The sequence below is a fragment of the Duganella sp. CT11-25 genome (assembly GCF_047302815.1).
Lineage (GTDB): Bacteria > Pseudomonadota > Gammaproteobacteria > Burkholderiales > Burkholderiaceae_D > Rugamonas.
The window spans coordinates 3,476,954-3,491,535 of the sequence record NZ_JBKBFD010000001.1 but is presented as its reverse complement, the minus strand read 5'-3'; the positions used below and the strand labels follow the sequence as shown (position 1 = coordinate 3,491,535).

At 66.2% G+C, this 14,582-nt stretch carries 14 protein-coding genes; 9 read left to right on the top strand and 5 right to left on the bottom strand.

What is annotated here, in order from left to right:
- Nucleotides 1-39: 39 nt before the first annotated feature.
- Together ACEN9F_RS15020 and dapA are read right to left on the bottom strand one after the other, a co-directional pair.
- Nucleotides 40-627, bottom strand: a complete 588-nt coding sequence (locus ACEN9F_RS15020) for a hypothetical protein (RefSeq protein WP_413420820.1) — start codon at nucleotides 625-627, stop codon at nucleotides 40-42.
- Nucleotides 624-1,499, bottom strand: a complete 876-nt coding sequence (gene dapA, locus ACEN9F_RS15015; protein ID WP_413420819.1) for a 4-hydroxy-tetrahydrodipicolinate synthase — start codon at nucleotides 1,497-1,499, stop codon at nucleotides 624-626. Before dapA ends, ACEN9F_RS15020 begins: the two co-directional genes overlap by 4 nt.
- 291 nt (nucleotides 1,500-1,790) lie before the next feature.
- On the opposite strand from dapA, the gene kdpF reads away from it, so the two are divergent.
- The 8 genes from kdpF (at nucleotide 1,791) to ACEN9F_RS14975 (ending at nucleotide 11,409) form a co-directional block, all read left to right on the top strand.
- Complete coding sequence (kdpF, locus tag ACEN9F_RS15010) at nucleotides 1,791-1,880, top strand: K(+)-transporting ATPase subunit F (RefSeq protein ID WP_413420818.1); 90 nt, start codon at nucleotides 1,791-1,793, stop codon at nucleotides 1,878-1,880.
- Nucleotides 1,880-3,709, top strand: coding sequence for a potassium-transporting ATPase subunit KdpA (gene kdpA, locus ACEN9F_RS15005; RefSeq protein ID WP_413420817.1), 1,830 nt, complete (start codon nucleotides 1,880-1,882; stop codon nucleotides 3,707-3,709). Before kdpF ends, kdpA begins: the two co-directional genes overlap by 1 nt.
- A 33-nt stretch (nucleotides 3,710-3,742) precedes the next feature.
- Complete coding sequence (gene kdpB / locus ACEN9F_RS15000) at nucleotides 3,743-5,839, top strand: potassium-transporting ATPase subunit KdpB (RefSeq protein WP_413427072.1); 2,097 nt, start codon at nucleotides 3,743-3,745, stop codon at nucleotides 5,837-5,839.
- 7 nt (nucleotides 5,840-5,846) lie between these two features.
- A complete protein-coding gene (kdpC, locus tag ACEN9F_RS14995; RefSeq protein WP_413427070.1) occupies nucleotides 5,847-6,434 on the top strand; it encodes a potassium-transporting ATPase subunit KdpC in 588 nt (195 codons plus the stop codon).
- Between the two features lie 15 nt (nucleotides 6,435-6,449).
- The gene (locus ACEN9F_RS14990; RefSeq protein ID WP_413427069.1) at nucleotides 6,450-9,260 is read left to right on the top strand and encodes a DUF4118 domain-containing protein; all 2,811 of its coding nucleotides are present in this window, start codon (nucleotides 6,450-6,452) and stop codon (nucleotides 9,258-9,260) included.
- A complete protein-coding gene (gene kdpE, locus ACEN9F_RS14985) occupies nucleotides 9,253-9,954 on the top strand; it encodes a two-component system response regulator KdpE (protein ID WP_413420816.1) in 702 nt (233 codons plus the stop codon). The genes ACEN9F_RS14990 and kdpE overlap by 8 nt, the downstream gene beginning before the upstream one ends.
- Nucleotides 9,955-10,138: 184 nt before the next feature.
- Complete coding sequence (locus tag ACEN9F_RS14980; protein ID WP_413420815.1) at nucleotides 10,139-11,077, top strand: alpha/beta hydrolase; 939 nt, start codon at nucleotides 10,139-10,141, stop codon at nucleotides 11,075-11,077.
- Nucleotides 11,074-11,409 carry an antibiotic biosynthesis monooxygenase family protein gene (locus ACEN9F_RS14975; protein ID WP_413420814.1) on the top strand — a complete coding sequence of 112 codons (336 nt, stop codon included), beginning with the start codon at nucleotides 11,074-11,076 and terminating at the stop codon, nucleotides 11,407-11,409. The genes ACEN9F_RS14980 and ACEN9F_RS14975 overlap by 4 nt, the downstream gene beginning before the upstream one ends.
- Nucleotides 11,410-11,413: 4 nt before the next feature.
- Here the strand turns inward: ACEN9F_RS14975 and ACEN9F_RS14970 are convergent, their stop codons facing one another.
- Genes ACEN9F_RS14970 through ACEN9F_RS14960 form a run of 3 tightly spaced genes read right to left on the bottom strand, consistent with a single transcriptional unit; the run spans nucleotide 11,414 to nucleotide 14,032 of the window.
- Nucleotides 11,414-12,583 carry a vWA domain-containing protein gene (locus ACEN9F_RS14970; RefSeq protein WP_413420813.1) on the bottom strand — a complete coding sequence of 390 codons (1,170 nt, stop codon included), beginning with the start codon at nucleotides 12,581-12,583 and terminating at the stop codon, nucleotides 11,414-11,416.
- 1 nt (nucleotide 12,584) lies between these two features.
- Nucleotides 12,585-13,178 (bottom strand): GNAT family N-acetyltransferase, encoded by a 594-nt coding sequence (locus ACEN9F_RS14965; protein ID WP_413420812.1) that lies wholly within the window; start codon nucleotides 13,176-13,178, stop codon nucleotides 12,585-12,587.
- Nucleotides 13,178-14,032, bottom strand: a complete 855-nt coding sequence (locus ACEN9F_RS14960; RefSeq protein ID WP_413420811.1) for an AAA family ATPase — start codon at nucleotides 14,030-14,032, stop codon at nucleotides 13,178-13,180. Before ACEN9F_RS14960 ends, ACEN9F_RS14965 begins: the two co-directional genes overlap by 1 nt.
- 209 nt (nucleotides 14,033-14,241) lie before the next feature.
- Between ACEN9F_RS14960 and ACEN9F_RS14955 the strand changes: the two genes are divergently transcribed.
- Complete coding sequence (locus ACEN9F_RS14955) at nucleotides 14,242-14,580, top strand: c-type cytochrome (RefSeq protein ID WP_413420810.1); 339 nt, start codon at nucleotides 14,242-14,244, stop codon at nucleotides 14,578-14,580.
- The last annotated feature ends 2 nt before the right edge of the window (nucleotides 14,581-14,582 follow it).

The window sequence follows — 14,582 nt, the reverse complement described above, 5'->3', positions numbered from 1 at the left end:
CTAGCCCGAGATAGTTCAATCTAGCCCGATCTAGACTTTCTAGACCGCCTGTCGCGGAAATAGGGCGCCCACATAGATCTCCTCCATGCGGTTGCGGAAGATCTCGCGGTAGAGGTGGCGTACTTCGGGGGCGCAGAGTTTGCGGTCCGCTTTGTAGGCATCCAGCTCAAGTTCGCTGTGGTGCGAATGGTAGGAGTCACCGCCGTCGTCGAGCACCAGGGTGTCGGCCAATCGGGCATGCCGCAGTTGGGCGACGAACACCAGTACGCAGCCCGTCTGATGCGGCGACAGCGGACGGCGGCCATGCGCCACCGTCACCAGCACCTGGGCGCCGGGATTTGCATGCTCCGCCCTGCGCAGGCGCTCCAGCAGCAATTGCTGGCCGCTTTGCTCCAGCGCCTCCGGCCGCAGCAGCACCACGATCACCGCCGCCCGCGCCAACGCACGATCCTCGCCGCGTTGCGATGCATCGATCAGAAGATCGTCGAACAACTGCGGATCATAAGGGCCGGGATTCGGCGACACCAGCAGCACGCGCTTGCCGGCCGCCACCCGCAACATCGCCAGGTCTTCGGCCAGATCGGAAACGGCGCCATCGCCGTCCATGCCAGTCAGCGCGACGATCATATGGCCTCCAGCGCTTCCAGCGCCGCCGCCAGCCGCGCCTTGCACTCGCCCGTGGCGGGCGTCATCGGCAGGCGCAGCTCGTCGCGCATCAAGCCCTGCATCGCCAGCGCGGCCTTCAACGGCGCCGGATTCGGCTCCGAGAACAGCAGTCGTATCATCGGCAGCAGCTTCCTGAACAAGTCGCGCGCCTCGTCGATCCGCTGCGCGCGCGCCAGTTCGTACAGCCGCACAAACAAATCGGGCCGGATATGCGCCGACGCCGATATCGCGCCGTGCCCGCCTATGCAAAGCGAGGAAAACAGCAGCGCGTCGTCGCCGCACAGCATGGCCAGCGGCGTATGCTGGACCAGGTCCGTCATCTGCCGCAGACTGCCCCCGGCCTCCTTGATGGCGGCGAACTGCGGCCGCTCCGCCAGCCTGCGCGCGGCGGCCAGCTCCAGGTTGACGCCGGTGCGCGCCGGCACGTTGTACAGCACGATGGGCCGCTCGGTCGACTCGGCGATGGTCTCGAAATGCCGCACCAGCCCTTCCTGCGAAGGCCGCACATACGCCGGCGTCGACACCAGGTAGCCGGCCAGCTCCATGTCGTCGAACTGCAGCACGCGGCTGGCGGCGGCGAAGGTATCGCTGCCGCCTATGCCCATCAGCACCGGGCAGCGCTTGTGCGCCGTCTCCAGCACGGCGGCCAGCACGGCGCTTTGCTCGGCCAGGTCCAGCTGAGGCGCCTCGCCGGTGGTGCCGCAGGCGACCAGCCCGTGCACGCCGCGCGCGATCAGGCCGTCGGCCAGGTTCTGCAAGCGGGATAAATCGATTTCGCCATGATGCATGGGCGTGACCAGCGGCACCCAGATGCCGCGCAGGGAAGTAAGCATGATTTCTTCAGGTAGTGACAATGGAAAAATCGTATTCCCCGGCGCGTAAAAATGTTCTAAAGAGTCGCACCGCGCCCGTAAACAAAGCGTAAATGCCGGCCATTTTTACGGTTTGTTTACACCCCGTCTCCAAGTCTTTACAAAATCTTTAGACCCTTCCCGCTAACCTTCTCCGTATCAAAACAAGACCTGTGAGGGTGTGATGGACATAGTATTTATCGGTGCAATGGTGGCGTTCCTTGCCGTGACCGTGGCGTTCGCCATCGGCTGCGACAAGCTGGGAGGCCAGCCATGAACATCTTCTATCTGATCGGCGCAATCGCCTCCTGCGGCCTGCTGGTGTACCTGGTGGTCGCCCTGTTGAATGCGGAGGAACTGTGATGACCGCTCAATCCCTGATACTGCTGGCGGCCTTCCTGGCCGTGCTGCTGGCGCTGGCCTGGCCGCTGGGCGTCCTGCTGACCCGCGTCGGCGACGGCGTCGCTGCATCCAGCCCCATGCGCGGCATGGGCTGGATGACCCGCATCGAAAAGCTGCTGTACCGCGCCGCCGGCATCGCCGGCAAGGACGGCGCCGTGGCCGGCCAGGGCTGGAAAGCCTACGCCATCGCGCTGCTGCTGTTCAACGGCATCGGCGCGCTGGTCACCTACGGCCTGCAGCGCGTGCAGGCCTTCCTGCCGCTCAATCCGCAGGGACTGGCCAACGTCAGCCCCGACTCGTCGTTCAACACCGCCGTCAGCTTCGTCGCCAACACCAACTGGCAGGGCTACAGCGGCGAGCAGACGATGAGCTACCTGACCCAGATGCTGGTGCTGGCCGGCCAGAACTTCTTCTCGGCCGCCACCGGCATCGCCGTGGCCTATGCGCTGATCCGCGGCTTCTCGTCGCGCTCGGCCAAGTCCATCGGCAACTTCTGGGTCGACGTCACCCGCTCCACGCTGTACGTGCTGCTGCCGCTGTCGCTGGTGTTTGCCGTGTTCCTGATGGGGCAGGGCGTGATCCAGAACTTCTCGGCCTACAAGGACGTGCAGCTGCTGGACACCGTCACCTACACCCAGCCTAAAGTGGGCGCCGACGGCCAGCCTGTGCTGGACGCCAAAGGCGCACCGGTCACCGAGACGCTGACCGCCACCACGCAGACCATCGCCATGGGCCCGGTCGCCTCGCAGGAGGCGATCAAGATGCTGGGCACGAACGGCGGCGGCTTCTTCAACGCCAATTCGGCCCACCCGTATGAGAACCCGACCGCGCTGGCCAACTTCATGCAGATGCTGGCGATCTTCCTGATCCCGGCCGGCCTGTGCTTCGCCTTCGGCCGCATGGTCGGCGACAGGCGCCAGGGCTGGGCGGTGCTGGGCGCGATGACGGTGCTGTTCGTCGCCTGCACGGTGGTGGTGCTGGGCGCCGAGCAGGCATCCCATCCGGCGCTGCAGGCGCTCAACGTCGACCAGGCCATGAGCGCGCTGCAATCGGGCGGCAACATGGAGGGCAAGGAGACCCGCTTCGGCATCAGCGCCTCGGCATTGTTCGCGGCCGTCACCACGGCCGCCTCGTGCGGCGCGGTCAACGCCATGCACGACTCCTTCATGCCGCTGGGCGGCATGATCCCGATGCTGCTGATCCAGTTCGGCGAAGTGATCTTCGGCGGCGTGGGCTCGGGCCTGTACGGCATGCTGGTCTTCGCCATCATGGCGGTGTTCATCGCCGGCCTGATGATCGGCCGCACGCCCGAATACCTGGGCAAGAAGATCCAGGCCTACGAAATGAAGATGACGTCGATCGCCATCCTGGTCACGCCGACGCTGGTGCTGGCCGGTACCGCCATCGCCGTCATGTGCGACGCCGGCAAGGCCGGCATCGCCAACCCCGGCGCGCACGGCTTCTCGGAGATCCTGTACGCCTTCAGCTCGGCCGCCAACAACAACGGCAGCGCGTTCGCCGGCCTGTCCGCCAACACGCCGTTCTACAACAGCATGCTGGCCGTGGCCATGTGGTTCGGCCGCTTCGCGATGATCGTGCCTATCCTGGCCATCGCCGGTTCGCTGGCCGGCAAGCAGCGCCTGGAAGCCAACGCCGGCACCATGCCGACCCACGGCGCCATGTTCGTCGGCCTGCTGTGCGGCGTGGTCGCGCTGGTTGGCGTGCTCAATTACGTTCCCGCGCTGGCGCTCGGTCCTGTGATCGACCACCTGCAGCTGTTCGCAAAATAAGGAATCACCATGTTGAACTCAACTCAAAAAGAGATGACGATCTTTACCAATCCGCCCGCCAGGAAGCTCGGGATGTTCGATTCCGAGCTGCTGATGCCGGCCATCGCGGACTCGTTCCGCAAGCTCAGCCCGCGCACCCAGCTGCGCAGCCCCGTGATGTTCGTCGTCTACGTCGGCAGCATCATCACCACGCTGCTGTACGTGCAGTCGCTGGGCGGCAAGGGCGAGGCCAGTTCAGGCTTCATCCTCGCCACCACCGTGTGGCTGTGGTTCACGGTGCTGTTCGCGAACTTCGCCGAGGCGATGGCCGAGGGCCGCAGCAAGGCGCAAGCCGCCTCGCTGCGCAGCCTGAAGCAAACCGTGGTCGCCAAGAAGCTGGCCACGCCCAAGCACGGCACCACCTGGCTGCCGCAGCCGGCGCTGGACCTGCGCAAGGGCCACTACATCCTGGTCGAAGCGGGCGATGTGATCCCGATCGACGGCGAAGTGATCGAAGGCGTGGCCTCGGTCGACGAAAGCGCCATCACCGGCGAATCGGCGCCCGTGATCCGCGAATCGGGCGGCGACTTCTCGTCCGTCACCGGCGGCACCCGCGTGCTGTCGGACTGGCTGGTGGTGAAGGTCACCGCCAATCCCGGCGAGACCTTCCTGGACCGCATGATCTCGATGGTGGAGGGCGCCAAGCGCCAGAAGACGCCCAACGAAATCGCGCTGACCATCCTGCTGGTGGCGCTGACCATCGTGTTCCTGATCGTCACCGTGACGTTGCTGCCGTTCTCGCTGTTCTCGGTGGCCGCCGCCGGCTCCGGCACGCCGATCACCATCACGGTGCTGATCGCGCTGCTGGTGTGCCTGATCCCGACCACCATCGGCGGCCTGCTGTCGGCCATCGGCGTGGCCGGCATGAGCCGCATGATGCAGGCCAACGTCATCGCCACCTCCGGCCGCGCGGTCGAAGCGGCGGGCGACGTCGACGTGCTGCTGCTGGATAAAACCGGCACCATCACGCTGGGCAACCGCCAGGCCTCGGCCTTCTTCGCCGCGCCGGGCGTGACCGAGCAGCAGCTGGCCGACGTCGCGCAACTGGCCTCGCTGGCCGATGAAACGCCGGAAGGCCGCAGCATCGTGGTGCTGGCCAAGCAGAAGTTCAACATCCGCGAGCGCGAGATGGCGTCGCTGAACGCCGTGTTCGTGCCGTTCACGGCGCAGACCCGCATGAGCGGCGTCGACATCGGCGAACCGGGTTCGGCCCGCGCGGTGCGCAAGGGCGCGGCCGACACCGTGCGCCAGTACGTCGAGTCGCTGGGCCAGCCCTATCCGGCCGACATCGCGCGCAGCGTCGACGACGTCTCGCGCCGCGGCAGCACGCCGCTGGTGGTGGTCGACGCCGGCCGCGTGATGGGCGTGGTCGAGCTGAAGGACATCGTCAAGGGCGGCATCAAGGAGCGTTTCGCCGAGCTGCGCCGCATGGGCATCAAGACCGTGATGATCACCGGCGACAACAAGCTGACCGCCGCCGCCATCGCCGCCGAAGCGGGCGTGGACGACTTCCTGGCCGAAGCCACGCCGGAGGACAAGCTCAAACTGATCCGCAGCTACCAGTCCGAGGGCCGCCTGGTCGCCATGACCGGCGACGGCACCAACGACGCGCCGGCGCTGGCCCAGGCCGACGTCGCCGTGGCGATGAACTCGGGCACGCAGGCCGCCAAGGAGGCCGGCAACATGGTCGACCTGGATTCGAATCCGACCAAGCTGCTGGAGATCGTCGAGATCGGCAAGCAGATGCTGATGACGCGCGGCTCGCTGACCACGTTCTCGATCTCGAACGACATCGCCAAGTACTTCGCCATCATCCCGGCGGCCTTCGTCGGCACCTATCCGCAGCTGAAGGCGCTCGACGTCATGCACCTGGCCAGCCCGTCGTCGGCCATCATGTCGGCGGTGATCTTCAATGCGCTGATCATCGTCGCGCTGATCCCGCTGGCGCTCAAGGGCGTGCAGTACCGCGCCATCGGCGCCGTTGCGCTGTTGCGCCGCAACCTGCTGTTGTACGGCGTGGGCGGCATCGTGCTGCCGTTCATCGGCATCAAGGCGATCGACATGGTGCTGTCGGCGTTCAACCTGGTTTAAGGAGTCCATCATGTCCCACATCCGTCCCGCCATCGTCGTCTTCAGCGCATTGACGCTGATCTGCGGCGTGATTTATCCGCTGGCCGTCACCGGTATCGGCGCCGCCGCCTTCCCGGCGCAGGCCGCCGGCAGCATCGTCGAAGTCAACGGCAAGGCGGTCGGCTCGTCGCTGATCGGCCAATCGTTCTCGTCGCCGCAGTATTTCTGGGGCCGGCCGTCGGCCACCGGCCCGATGCCCAACAACGCCGCCGGTTCCGGCGGCTCCAACCAGGGCCCGAACCATCCGGCGCTGCTGGACGCCGTCAAGGGCCGCATCGACGCGCTCAAGGCCGCCGATCCGTCCAACACGCTGGCGATTCCGGTCGACCTGGTGACGGCGTCGGCCAGCGGCCTCGATCCCGAGATCAGCCTGGCGGCCGCGCGCTACCAGGCCGGCCGCGTTGCCGCCGCCCGCAAGATGACGGCGCAGCAGGTGCTGGCGCTGGTTGACAGCCTCCAGCAGAAGCAGTACCTGGGCTTCTTCGGCGAGCCGCGCGTCAACGTGCTGGCGCTGAATCTGGCGCTGGATCGCGCAAAGCCGTTCAGCAAGGGGTAAAATCCGCGCATGGCCATGTTCCCCAACGATAGTGTGCGACCCGACCCCGATGCGCTGCTGGCGCAGGTGCAGGCGCAGGAGCGCAAGGCCGCGCGCGGCAAGCTGCGCATCTACTTCGGCGCCTCGGCCGGCGTCGGCAAGACCTACGCCATGCTGGCCGCCGCGCGCAAGCTGCAGGCCGGCGGCCAGGCTGTGCTGGTCGGCGTGGTCGAGACGCACGGCCGCGGCGAGACGGCGGCCATGCTGGAGGGGCTGGACCTGCTGCCGCCCAGGGCGGTGGACTACCGGGGCAAGCGCATCGCCGAATTCGACCTCGACGGCGCGCTGGAACGCCAGCCGCCGCTGATCCTGATGGACGAGCTGGCGCACTCCAACGCGCCCGGCTCGCGCCATCCCAAGCGCTGGCAGGATGTCGAGGAACTGCTCGACGCCGGCATCGACGTGCTCACCACCGTCAATGTGCAGCATTTGGAAAGCCTGAACGACGTGGTCGGCGGCATCACCGGCATCCGCGTCGGCGAGACCGTGCCGGACACGGTGTTCGACCAGGCCGACGAGGTGGTGCTGGTCGATATTCCCGCCGACGAGCTGCTGGCCCGCCTGAAGAGCGGCCGGGTCTACCAGGAGCAGCAGGCCGAGCGCGCGTCGAAGAACTTCTTCCGCAAGGGGAACCTGATCGCGCTGCGCGAACTGGCGCTGCGCCGCACCGCCGACCGCATCGAGGACGACGTGCGCGCCTACCGCGTCGAGAAGTCCATCGCCGACATCTGGAAGACCGGCGCCGCGCTGCTGGCCTGCGTCGGCCCGCGCCCGGGCGGCGAGCACACGGTGCGCAGCACGGCGCGGCTGGCCAGCCAGCTGGGCACCGGCTGGCACGCGATCTACATCGAAACGCCGTCGCTGCAACGGCTGCCCGCCGCCCAGCGCGAGCAGATCCTCAAGACCTTGAAGCTGGCCGAGGAACTGGGCGCCACGACGGCCGTCATCTCCGGCCACGACATCGCGCTGGCGGCGGTGGACTACGCGCGCAGCCATAACCTGTCCAAGATCGTCATGGGGCGCGGCCACCCGAGCTGGCCGTGGCGCGCGCCGCACATCAAGCGCATGGCCGGCTACGCGCCGGACATCGACCTGATCGAAATCGGCGAGGCGAGCAACGAGGCGGGCGGGGCGCAGCGCCCGGCCGGCGCCGGCGGTGGTGCGGACGGCTGGGGCGAGAGCCAAGGCGCCGGCGCCTCCGGCGGCATGTCCGCCGACGGCACGCCGGACGGCGAACCGCATAGCGCGCTGGTACGCAAGCGCGCCGTCGGCTACAGCGTCGCCGGTGCCGCCAGCCTGGCCACCGCGCTGGCGGCCACGCCGCTGCTGGCCTATCTCGACCTGGCCAACATCGCCATGCTGTTTTTGCTGGTGGTGGTGCTGGTCGCGGTGCGCTACGGGCGCGGACCATCGGTGGTCGCCACCTGCGTCAGCGTGGCCTGCTTCGACTTCTTCTTCGTGCCGCCGCGCTTCACCTTCGCCGTTACGGATTTCCAGTATGTGATCACCTTCCTGGTCATGCTGGCGGTCGGCCTGATCACCGGCCACCTGACCGCCGACCTGAGATTCCAGGCGCGGGTCGCCTCGCACCGCGAAAAGCGCTCGCGCGCGCTGTACGAATTCGCCCGCGAACTCTCCGGCGCCCTGCAAACCGAGCAAATCTTCGAGACCACGCAAAGCTTCATCCAGCGCGCCTTCCGCGCCCGCGCCACGCTGCTGGTGCCGGACGACGACGGCCGCCTGCAACTGCCGCCGCTGAACGCCGCCGACATCGCCACCAGCGCCCACCTGTCGGTGCTGGACACCGGCATCGCCCAATGGGCCTTCGACCGTGCGGAAAGCGCCGGCCTGGGCACGGGCACGCTGCCGGCCAGCCGCATCTTCTACCTGCCGCTGGTGGCGCCGATGCGCACGCGCGGCGTGCTGGCGATCGAACCGGAACACCGGCGCTGGATACTGATCCCCGAGCAGCGGCAGCAGCTCGACACCTTCGCCGCGCTGGCCGCCATCGCGCTGGAGCGCGTGCACTACATCGAAGTGGCGCAGAACGCGCTGGTCAACATGGAATCGGAACGGCTGCGCAACTCGCTGCTGGCGGCGCTGTCGCACGACCTGCGCACGCCGCTGACGTCACTGGTCGGCCTGTCCGAATCGCTGGCCGGCTCCAGGCCGGCGCTGGCGCAATCGCAGCTGGACGTGGCAGCGGCGCTGCACGACGAAGCGCTGCGCATGAGCGCACTGGTATCGAACCTGCTCGACATGGCCCGCATCCAGAGCGGCGAGGTCAAATTCAACCTGCAATGGCAGCCGCTGGAAGAAGTGGTCGGCAGCGCGCTGCGCGCCAGCGGCTCGATGCTCAAGGGGCACCTGGTGCGCACGCAGCTGCCATATGACCTGCCGCTGCTGCGCTACGACGCGGTACTGATCGAGCGGGTACTCAGCAACCTGCTGGAGAACGCCGCCAAGTACACGCCGGCCGGTTCGCGCATCGAGATCAGCGCCGCGCTGCACGGCGTGTGGATCAACATCATGGTCTACGACGACGGCCCGGGACTGCCTCCTGGCCGCGAAGAAGCGATCTTTGAAAAATTCACCCGTGGCGAGCGCGAATCGGCCAAGCCGGGCGTCGGGCTGGGGCTGGCGATCTGCCGCGCCATCGTCGAAGCGCACGGCGGCCGTATCGCCGCGGCCCCTTCGCCGCTGGGCGGCGCCGCCTTCGTCATCACGCTGCCGTTGGGCACACCACCGGCCATGCCGGAGCTGGAACAGGAACACCATCATGAATGACGTCACCGCCGCACCGACCGCGCTGCTGGTCGAAGATGAACCGCAAATCCGCCGCTTCGTGCGCGCCGCGCTGGAAGAGGAGGGCTGGCAGGTGCACGAAGCGGCCACACTGCAGCGCGGCCTGATCGACGCCGGAACGCGCAAGCCGGACCTGATCGTGCTCGATCTCGGGCTGCCGGACGGCGACGGCATCGACTTCGTCACCGACGTGCGCAAATGGTCGACGGTGCCGGTGATCGTACTCTCGGCGCGGGTCAACGAAGCCGACAAGATCCGCGCGCTGGACGCCGGCGCCGACGACTACCTGACCAAGCCTTTCGGCGTGGGCGAACTGCTGGCCCGCGTGCGCGCCACGCTGCGCCGCCAGCGCCAGCCGGCCGCCGACAACGCGGGCCTGATCCAGTTCGGCGACGTCGCGGTGGACCTGAAGAACCGCCGCGTCACCCGCGCAGGCGACAACGTGCACCTGACGCCGACCGAATACCGGCTGCTGGCGGTCCTGGTCAGCAACGCCGGCCGCGTGATGACCAATCCGCAGCTGCTGCGCGCCGTGTGGGGGCCGTCGCAATCGGAGAACGGCCACTACCTGCGCATCTACATGGGCCACCTGCGCCACAAGCTCGAAGCCGACCCCACCCAGCCACGCTACCTGCTGACCGAAACCGCGGTCGGCTACCGCCTGCAACTGCCTTAAACTCCGGTGTCAAACTCCGGTGTCAGTGCCGACATTCGGACACGAACTCGTCAATAGCGAAGAGCCACAGTTAAGCCCGTGTCCGAATGTCGGCACTGACACCGGCTTTGGATACTTCGCTCCAGGCCTAAGCGTCACTGCGGCGGCGTCGCTATAGTTTCTCCATCATTTTTGAGGAGAGCGTATGACCATCCATTCCTTCACGCTGTGTCGTGACGGCCAGCCCACGCTGGCTATGCGGATGCAGCGGCCAGTCGTGTCGCGGGCCGATGTCCTGTATGTACATGGCTCGACCTTCGGCGCCGACCTGTCCATCTTTCATGCGCTGGATGGCCGTAGTTGGGCCGATGCGCTCAACGATGGCGGCTTCGCGGCATGGGGTTTCGACTTTGCCGGTTATGGCGGCTCCGGCCGCTACGCCGGCGACTGCGGCCGCGCAGCCGGGCGGCTGGAGGAGGCCGTACCGCAGTTGCAGCGCGCGATACGGGCGGTGCGGGAACGCGGCGGCGACCAGCGCGTCCACCTGCTCGGCCATTCCTGGGGCGCGACGGTGGCCGCCGCCTGCGCCGCCGCATGCCCGGAAGATGTCGCCTCACTGGTGCTGTTCGCGCCCATCGTCATGCGTGGCGCGCCGGCGCGGCCCATCGGCGCCTACCTTCCCGCCGCCGTGGATGCTGGCGCCGTGCAATCGCATTTTCCGCTGACGTTGTGGGCGCAATATCGCCGCTTCGTCGAGGACGTGCCGCGCGGGCAGCCGCAGGTGTTTGGCGAGGCCCATTTCCAGGCCTGGGGCGAGGCTTTCCTGGCGACCGATCCGCAAGCGCAGTCCCGCGTGCCGCCGTCCGTGAACACGCCGGCCGGCCCGCAGCGCGATGTACAGGCGTTGTGGTCGGGGCAGCCGCTGTACGATCCGTCCCATATCTTGGCGCCGACGCTGCTGGTGCGCGGCGAATGGGACACGGTGTGCGATGCGAGCGACGCCGGCTCGCTGCTGTCGGCTCTGGGCGCGCCGGTGCGCGATAGCGCCGTCATCGAGCGCGCCACGCACCTGATGCATCTGGAGGCGCAGCGCGGCCGGCTCTACAATGTGGTGAACAACTTCCTGAACAGGAGTACGCAATGATCGCCGTGATATTTGAAGTGCTGCCGAGCGCCGAGGGCCGAGCGGCTTATATGGAGCATGCGGCCCGCCTGAAACCGATGCTGGAGCAGATCGATGGCTTCATTTCGGTCGAGCGCTTCCAGAGCCTGAGCAATCCGGACAAGTTGCTGTCGCTGTCGTTCTGGCGCGACGAGGAGGCGGTGCGCGGCTGGCGCGAGCACGGCGAGCACCGCGTCACGCAGGCGGCCGGCCGCGCCGGCATCTTCGAGGACTACCGCCTGCGCGTGGCCGCCGTGGTGCGCGACTACGGCATGTTCGAGCGCGACCAGGCGCCGCCACGCACCACAGGCTGACGCCTTACTTGCTCAGCGTGCGCATCGCCCGTTCCAGCCCGTCCATCGTCAGCGGGAACATGCGGTTGTTCATCAGCTGCCTGATGATGGCGATCGACTGGCGGTACTGCCAGACGCCTTCCGGTTCCGGATTGAGCCACACGAACTTGGGGAAGGCGGCCGTGAAGCGCGCCAGCCATGCGCTGCCGGCTTCCTCGTTGTTGTACTCGACCGAGCCGCCCGGCTGCAGCACCTCGTAGGGACTCATCGTGGCGTCGCCGACGAAGATCAGCTTGGTGTCCGGCGGGTACTTGCGCAGGATGTCCCAGGTCGGGAAGCGCTCCGAGTTGCGGCGCCGGTTGTTCTTCCACATGTAGTCGTAGACGCAGTTGTGGAAGTAGAAGAACTCCATGTTCTTGAATTCCGTCTTCGACGCCGAGAACAGCTCCTCGGTGCGCTCGATATGGTCGTCCATCGTGCCGCCGACGTCGAACAGCATCAAGACCTTGATGTTGTTCTTGCGCTCGGGCCGCATCTTGATGTCCAGGTAGCCGGCGTTGTTGGCGGTGGCGCGGATGGTCGCGTCCAGCGCCAGCTCGTCCTCGGCGCCCTGGCGCGCGAACTTGCGCAGGCGGCGCAAGGCCACCTTGATGTTGCGCGTGCCGATCTCACGCTCGCCGTCGTAGTCCTTGTAGGCGCGCGCTTCCCATACCTTGACCGCCGTGCGGTTGCCGCCCTTGCCGCCGATGCGTATGCCCTCGGGATTGGTGCCGCCGTTGCCGAACGGCGAGGTGCCGCCCGAGCCTATCCATTTGCTGCCGCCTTCATGGCGTTCCTTCTGTTCCTTCAGCAGCTCGTTCAGGCGGTCCATCAGCTTGTCGTAGCCGAACTTCTCCAGCGCGGCGATCTGCTCGGGCGACAGTTCGCGCTTCATGCGCTGCACCAGCCAGTCCAGCGGGATCGCGCTGTTGGTCTCGAAGGCGGCGTTGATGCCCTTGAAGTACTGCGCGAAGGCGCGGTCGAACTTGTCGAAGTGCGCCTCGTCCTTGACCAGCGTCAGGCGCGCCAGGTAATAGAAGTCGTCCATCGACGCTGCGATGACGTTCTTTTGCATCGCCTCCAGCAGCGTCAGGAATTCCTTGATCGTGACCGGGATCTTGGCGTCTTTGAGGGTAAAGAAAAAATCGATCAGCATGTCATTCCTTGCGATGCTGTTCCAGCTTGTAGCGCAGGTGCGCCTTGATCTCAGGCCATTCGCCGGCCGCCATGCTGTACATGACGGTGTCGCGCACCGTGCCGTCGCGGCGCTGCGCGTGGTGGCGCAGCACGCCGTCCTTTTTCGCGCCCAGCCGCTCGATGGCGGCCTGCGAGGCATGGTTGTAGTTGTCCGTGCGCAGGCCGACCAGCGCCGCGCCCAGCGTTTCGAAGGCGTGCGTCAGCAGCAGCAGCTTGCAGGTGGTGTTGACGTGGCTGCGCTGGCGGCTCCTGGCGTACCAGGTGTAGCCGATCTCCAGCCGGGCGATGGCCGGGACGATGTCGTGATAGCTGGTGGTGCCCATCACCGCGCCGCTCTCGATGTCGATCACGGCGAACGCCAGCCGGGCGGGGCGCATCTCGATGCCCTTGAAGATGTAGCCGTCCACCTCGTCCGGCTCCGGCACCGAGGTCACGCGCAGCTTCCACAGCTCGCCGTCCGCGGCGGCGGCGCGCAGGCCTTCGGCGTGATGCGGCGCCAGCGGCTCCAGGCGCACGCCGTTCAGTTCCAGCGTCGTCGGCAGCACGTTGTCCATCAGCGGTTGGTCCTCGACATGTACACCAGGCGCTCGAACAGGTGGATGTCCTGCTCGTTCTTCAGCAGCGCGCCGTGCAGCGGCGGCACGATGGCCTTGGCGTCCTTGCTGCGCAGCGCCTCGGCCGGGATGTCTTCCGCCATCAGCAGCTTGAGCCAGTCGAGGAACTCCGAGGTCGACGGCTTTTTCTTCAGGCCCTGGACGTCGCGCACTTCGTAGAAGGTCTGCAGCGCCTGCGCCAGCAGCTCCTGCTTCAGGTGCGGATAGTGGACGGCGACGATCTGTTCCATCGTGTCGCGGTCCGGGAATTTAATGTAGTGGAAGAAGCAGCGGCGCAGGAAGGCGTCCGGCAGCTCTTTTTCGTTGTTGGAGGTGATGATCACCAGCGGACGGTGCTTGGCCTGCACCATTTCGCGCGTCTCGTAGACGTAGAACTCCATGCGGTCCAGCTCGCGCAGCAGGTCGTTCGGGAATTCGATGTCGGCCTTGTCGATCTCGTCGATCAAGAGCACCACCGGCTCGGGCGCCGTGAAGGCCTGCCACAGCACGCCCTTGACGATGTAGTTGTGGATGTCGCGCACGCGCTCGTCGCCCAGCTGGGAGTCGCGCAAACGCGACACCGCGTCGTATTCGTACAGGCCTTGCTGCGCCTTGGTGGTCGATTTGATGTGCCACTGCATCAGCGGCATGTTCAGCGCGGCGGCCACTTCCTCGGCCAGCATGGTCTTGCCGGTGCCCGGCTCGCCCTTGATCAGCAGCGGGCGCTGCAGCGTCAAAGCCGCATTCACGGCCAGTTTCAGGTCATCGGTCGCGACGTATTGGTCGGATCCTTCAAAGCGTTGCTTGGCTTGCATACGAATGTGTCTCAATCAGAAAGGGGATAGTCGCGAGTATAGGGGAGAACGCTAGAGGAAGGGTTCAGGTCGCCTTGTCAACTGTGTGTTGTTCCGGCAATGATTCTGTGTAGCTTTGAAAAAATTCTTGAGTTAGAATCGCAGGTTAATAGTGCAAAAGTCAAGTTTTGCATCCGCGGTAGTATCCGATTACTTACCTTGCAAACACCATGAAAAAAATCACCGCACTCCTCGTGCTCGCAGGCATCGCTCAAATCGCTGTAGCCGCCGACGTTGTGGGCAATGTCCAGAACGCCAAGGCAAAGATTGAAATGTGTATCGGTTGTCATGGAATTCCCGGCTATAAAGCCACCTTTCCAGAAGTGTTTCAAGTGCCGATGATCGGCGGCCAGTCGGCCAAGTATATCGAGAGTGCGCTGCAGGCGTACAAGAAGGGTGATCGCAAGCATCCGTCCATGAAGGGCATCGCCGCCAGTCTGTCGGACCAGGATATCGCCGATGTGGCGGCGTTCTATTCGCAGCAGACCCGTACCGCGGACCCGAAATGAGG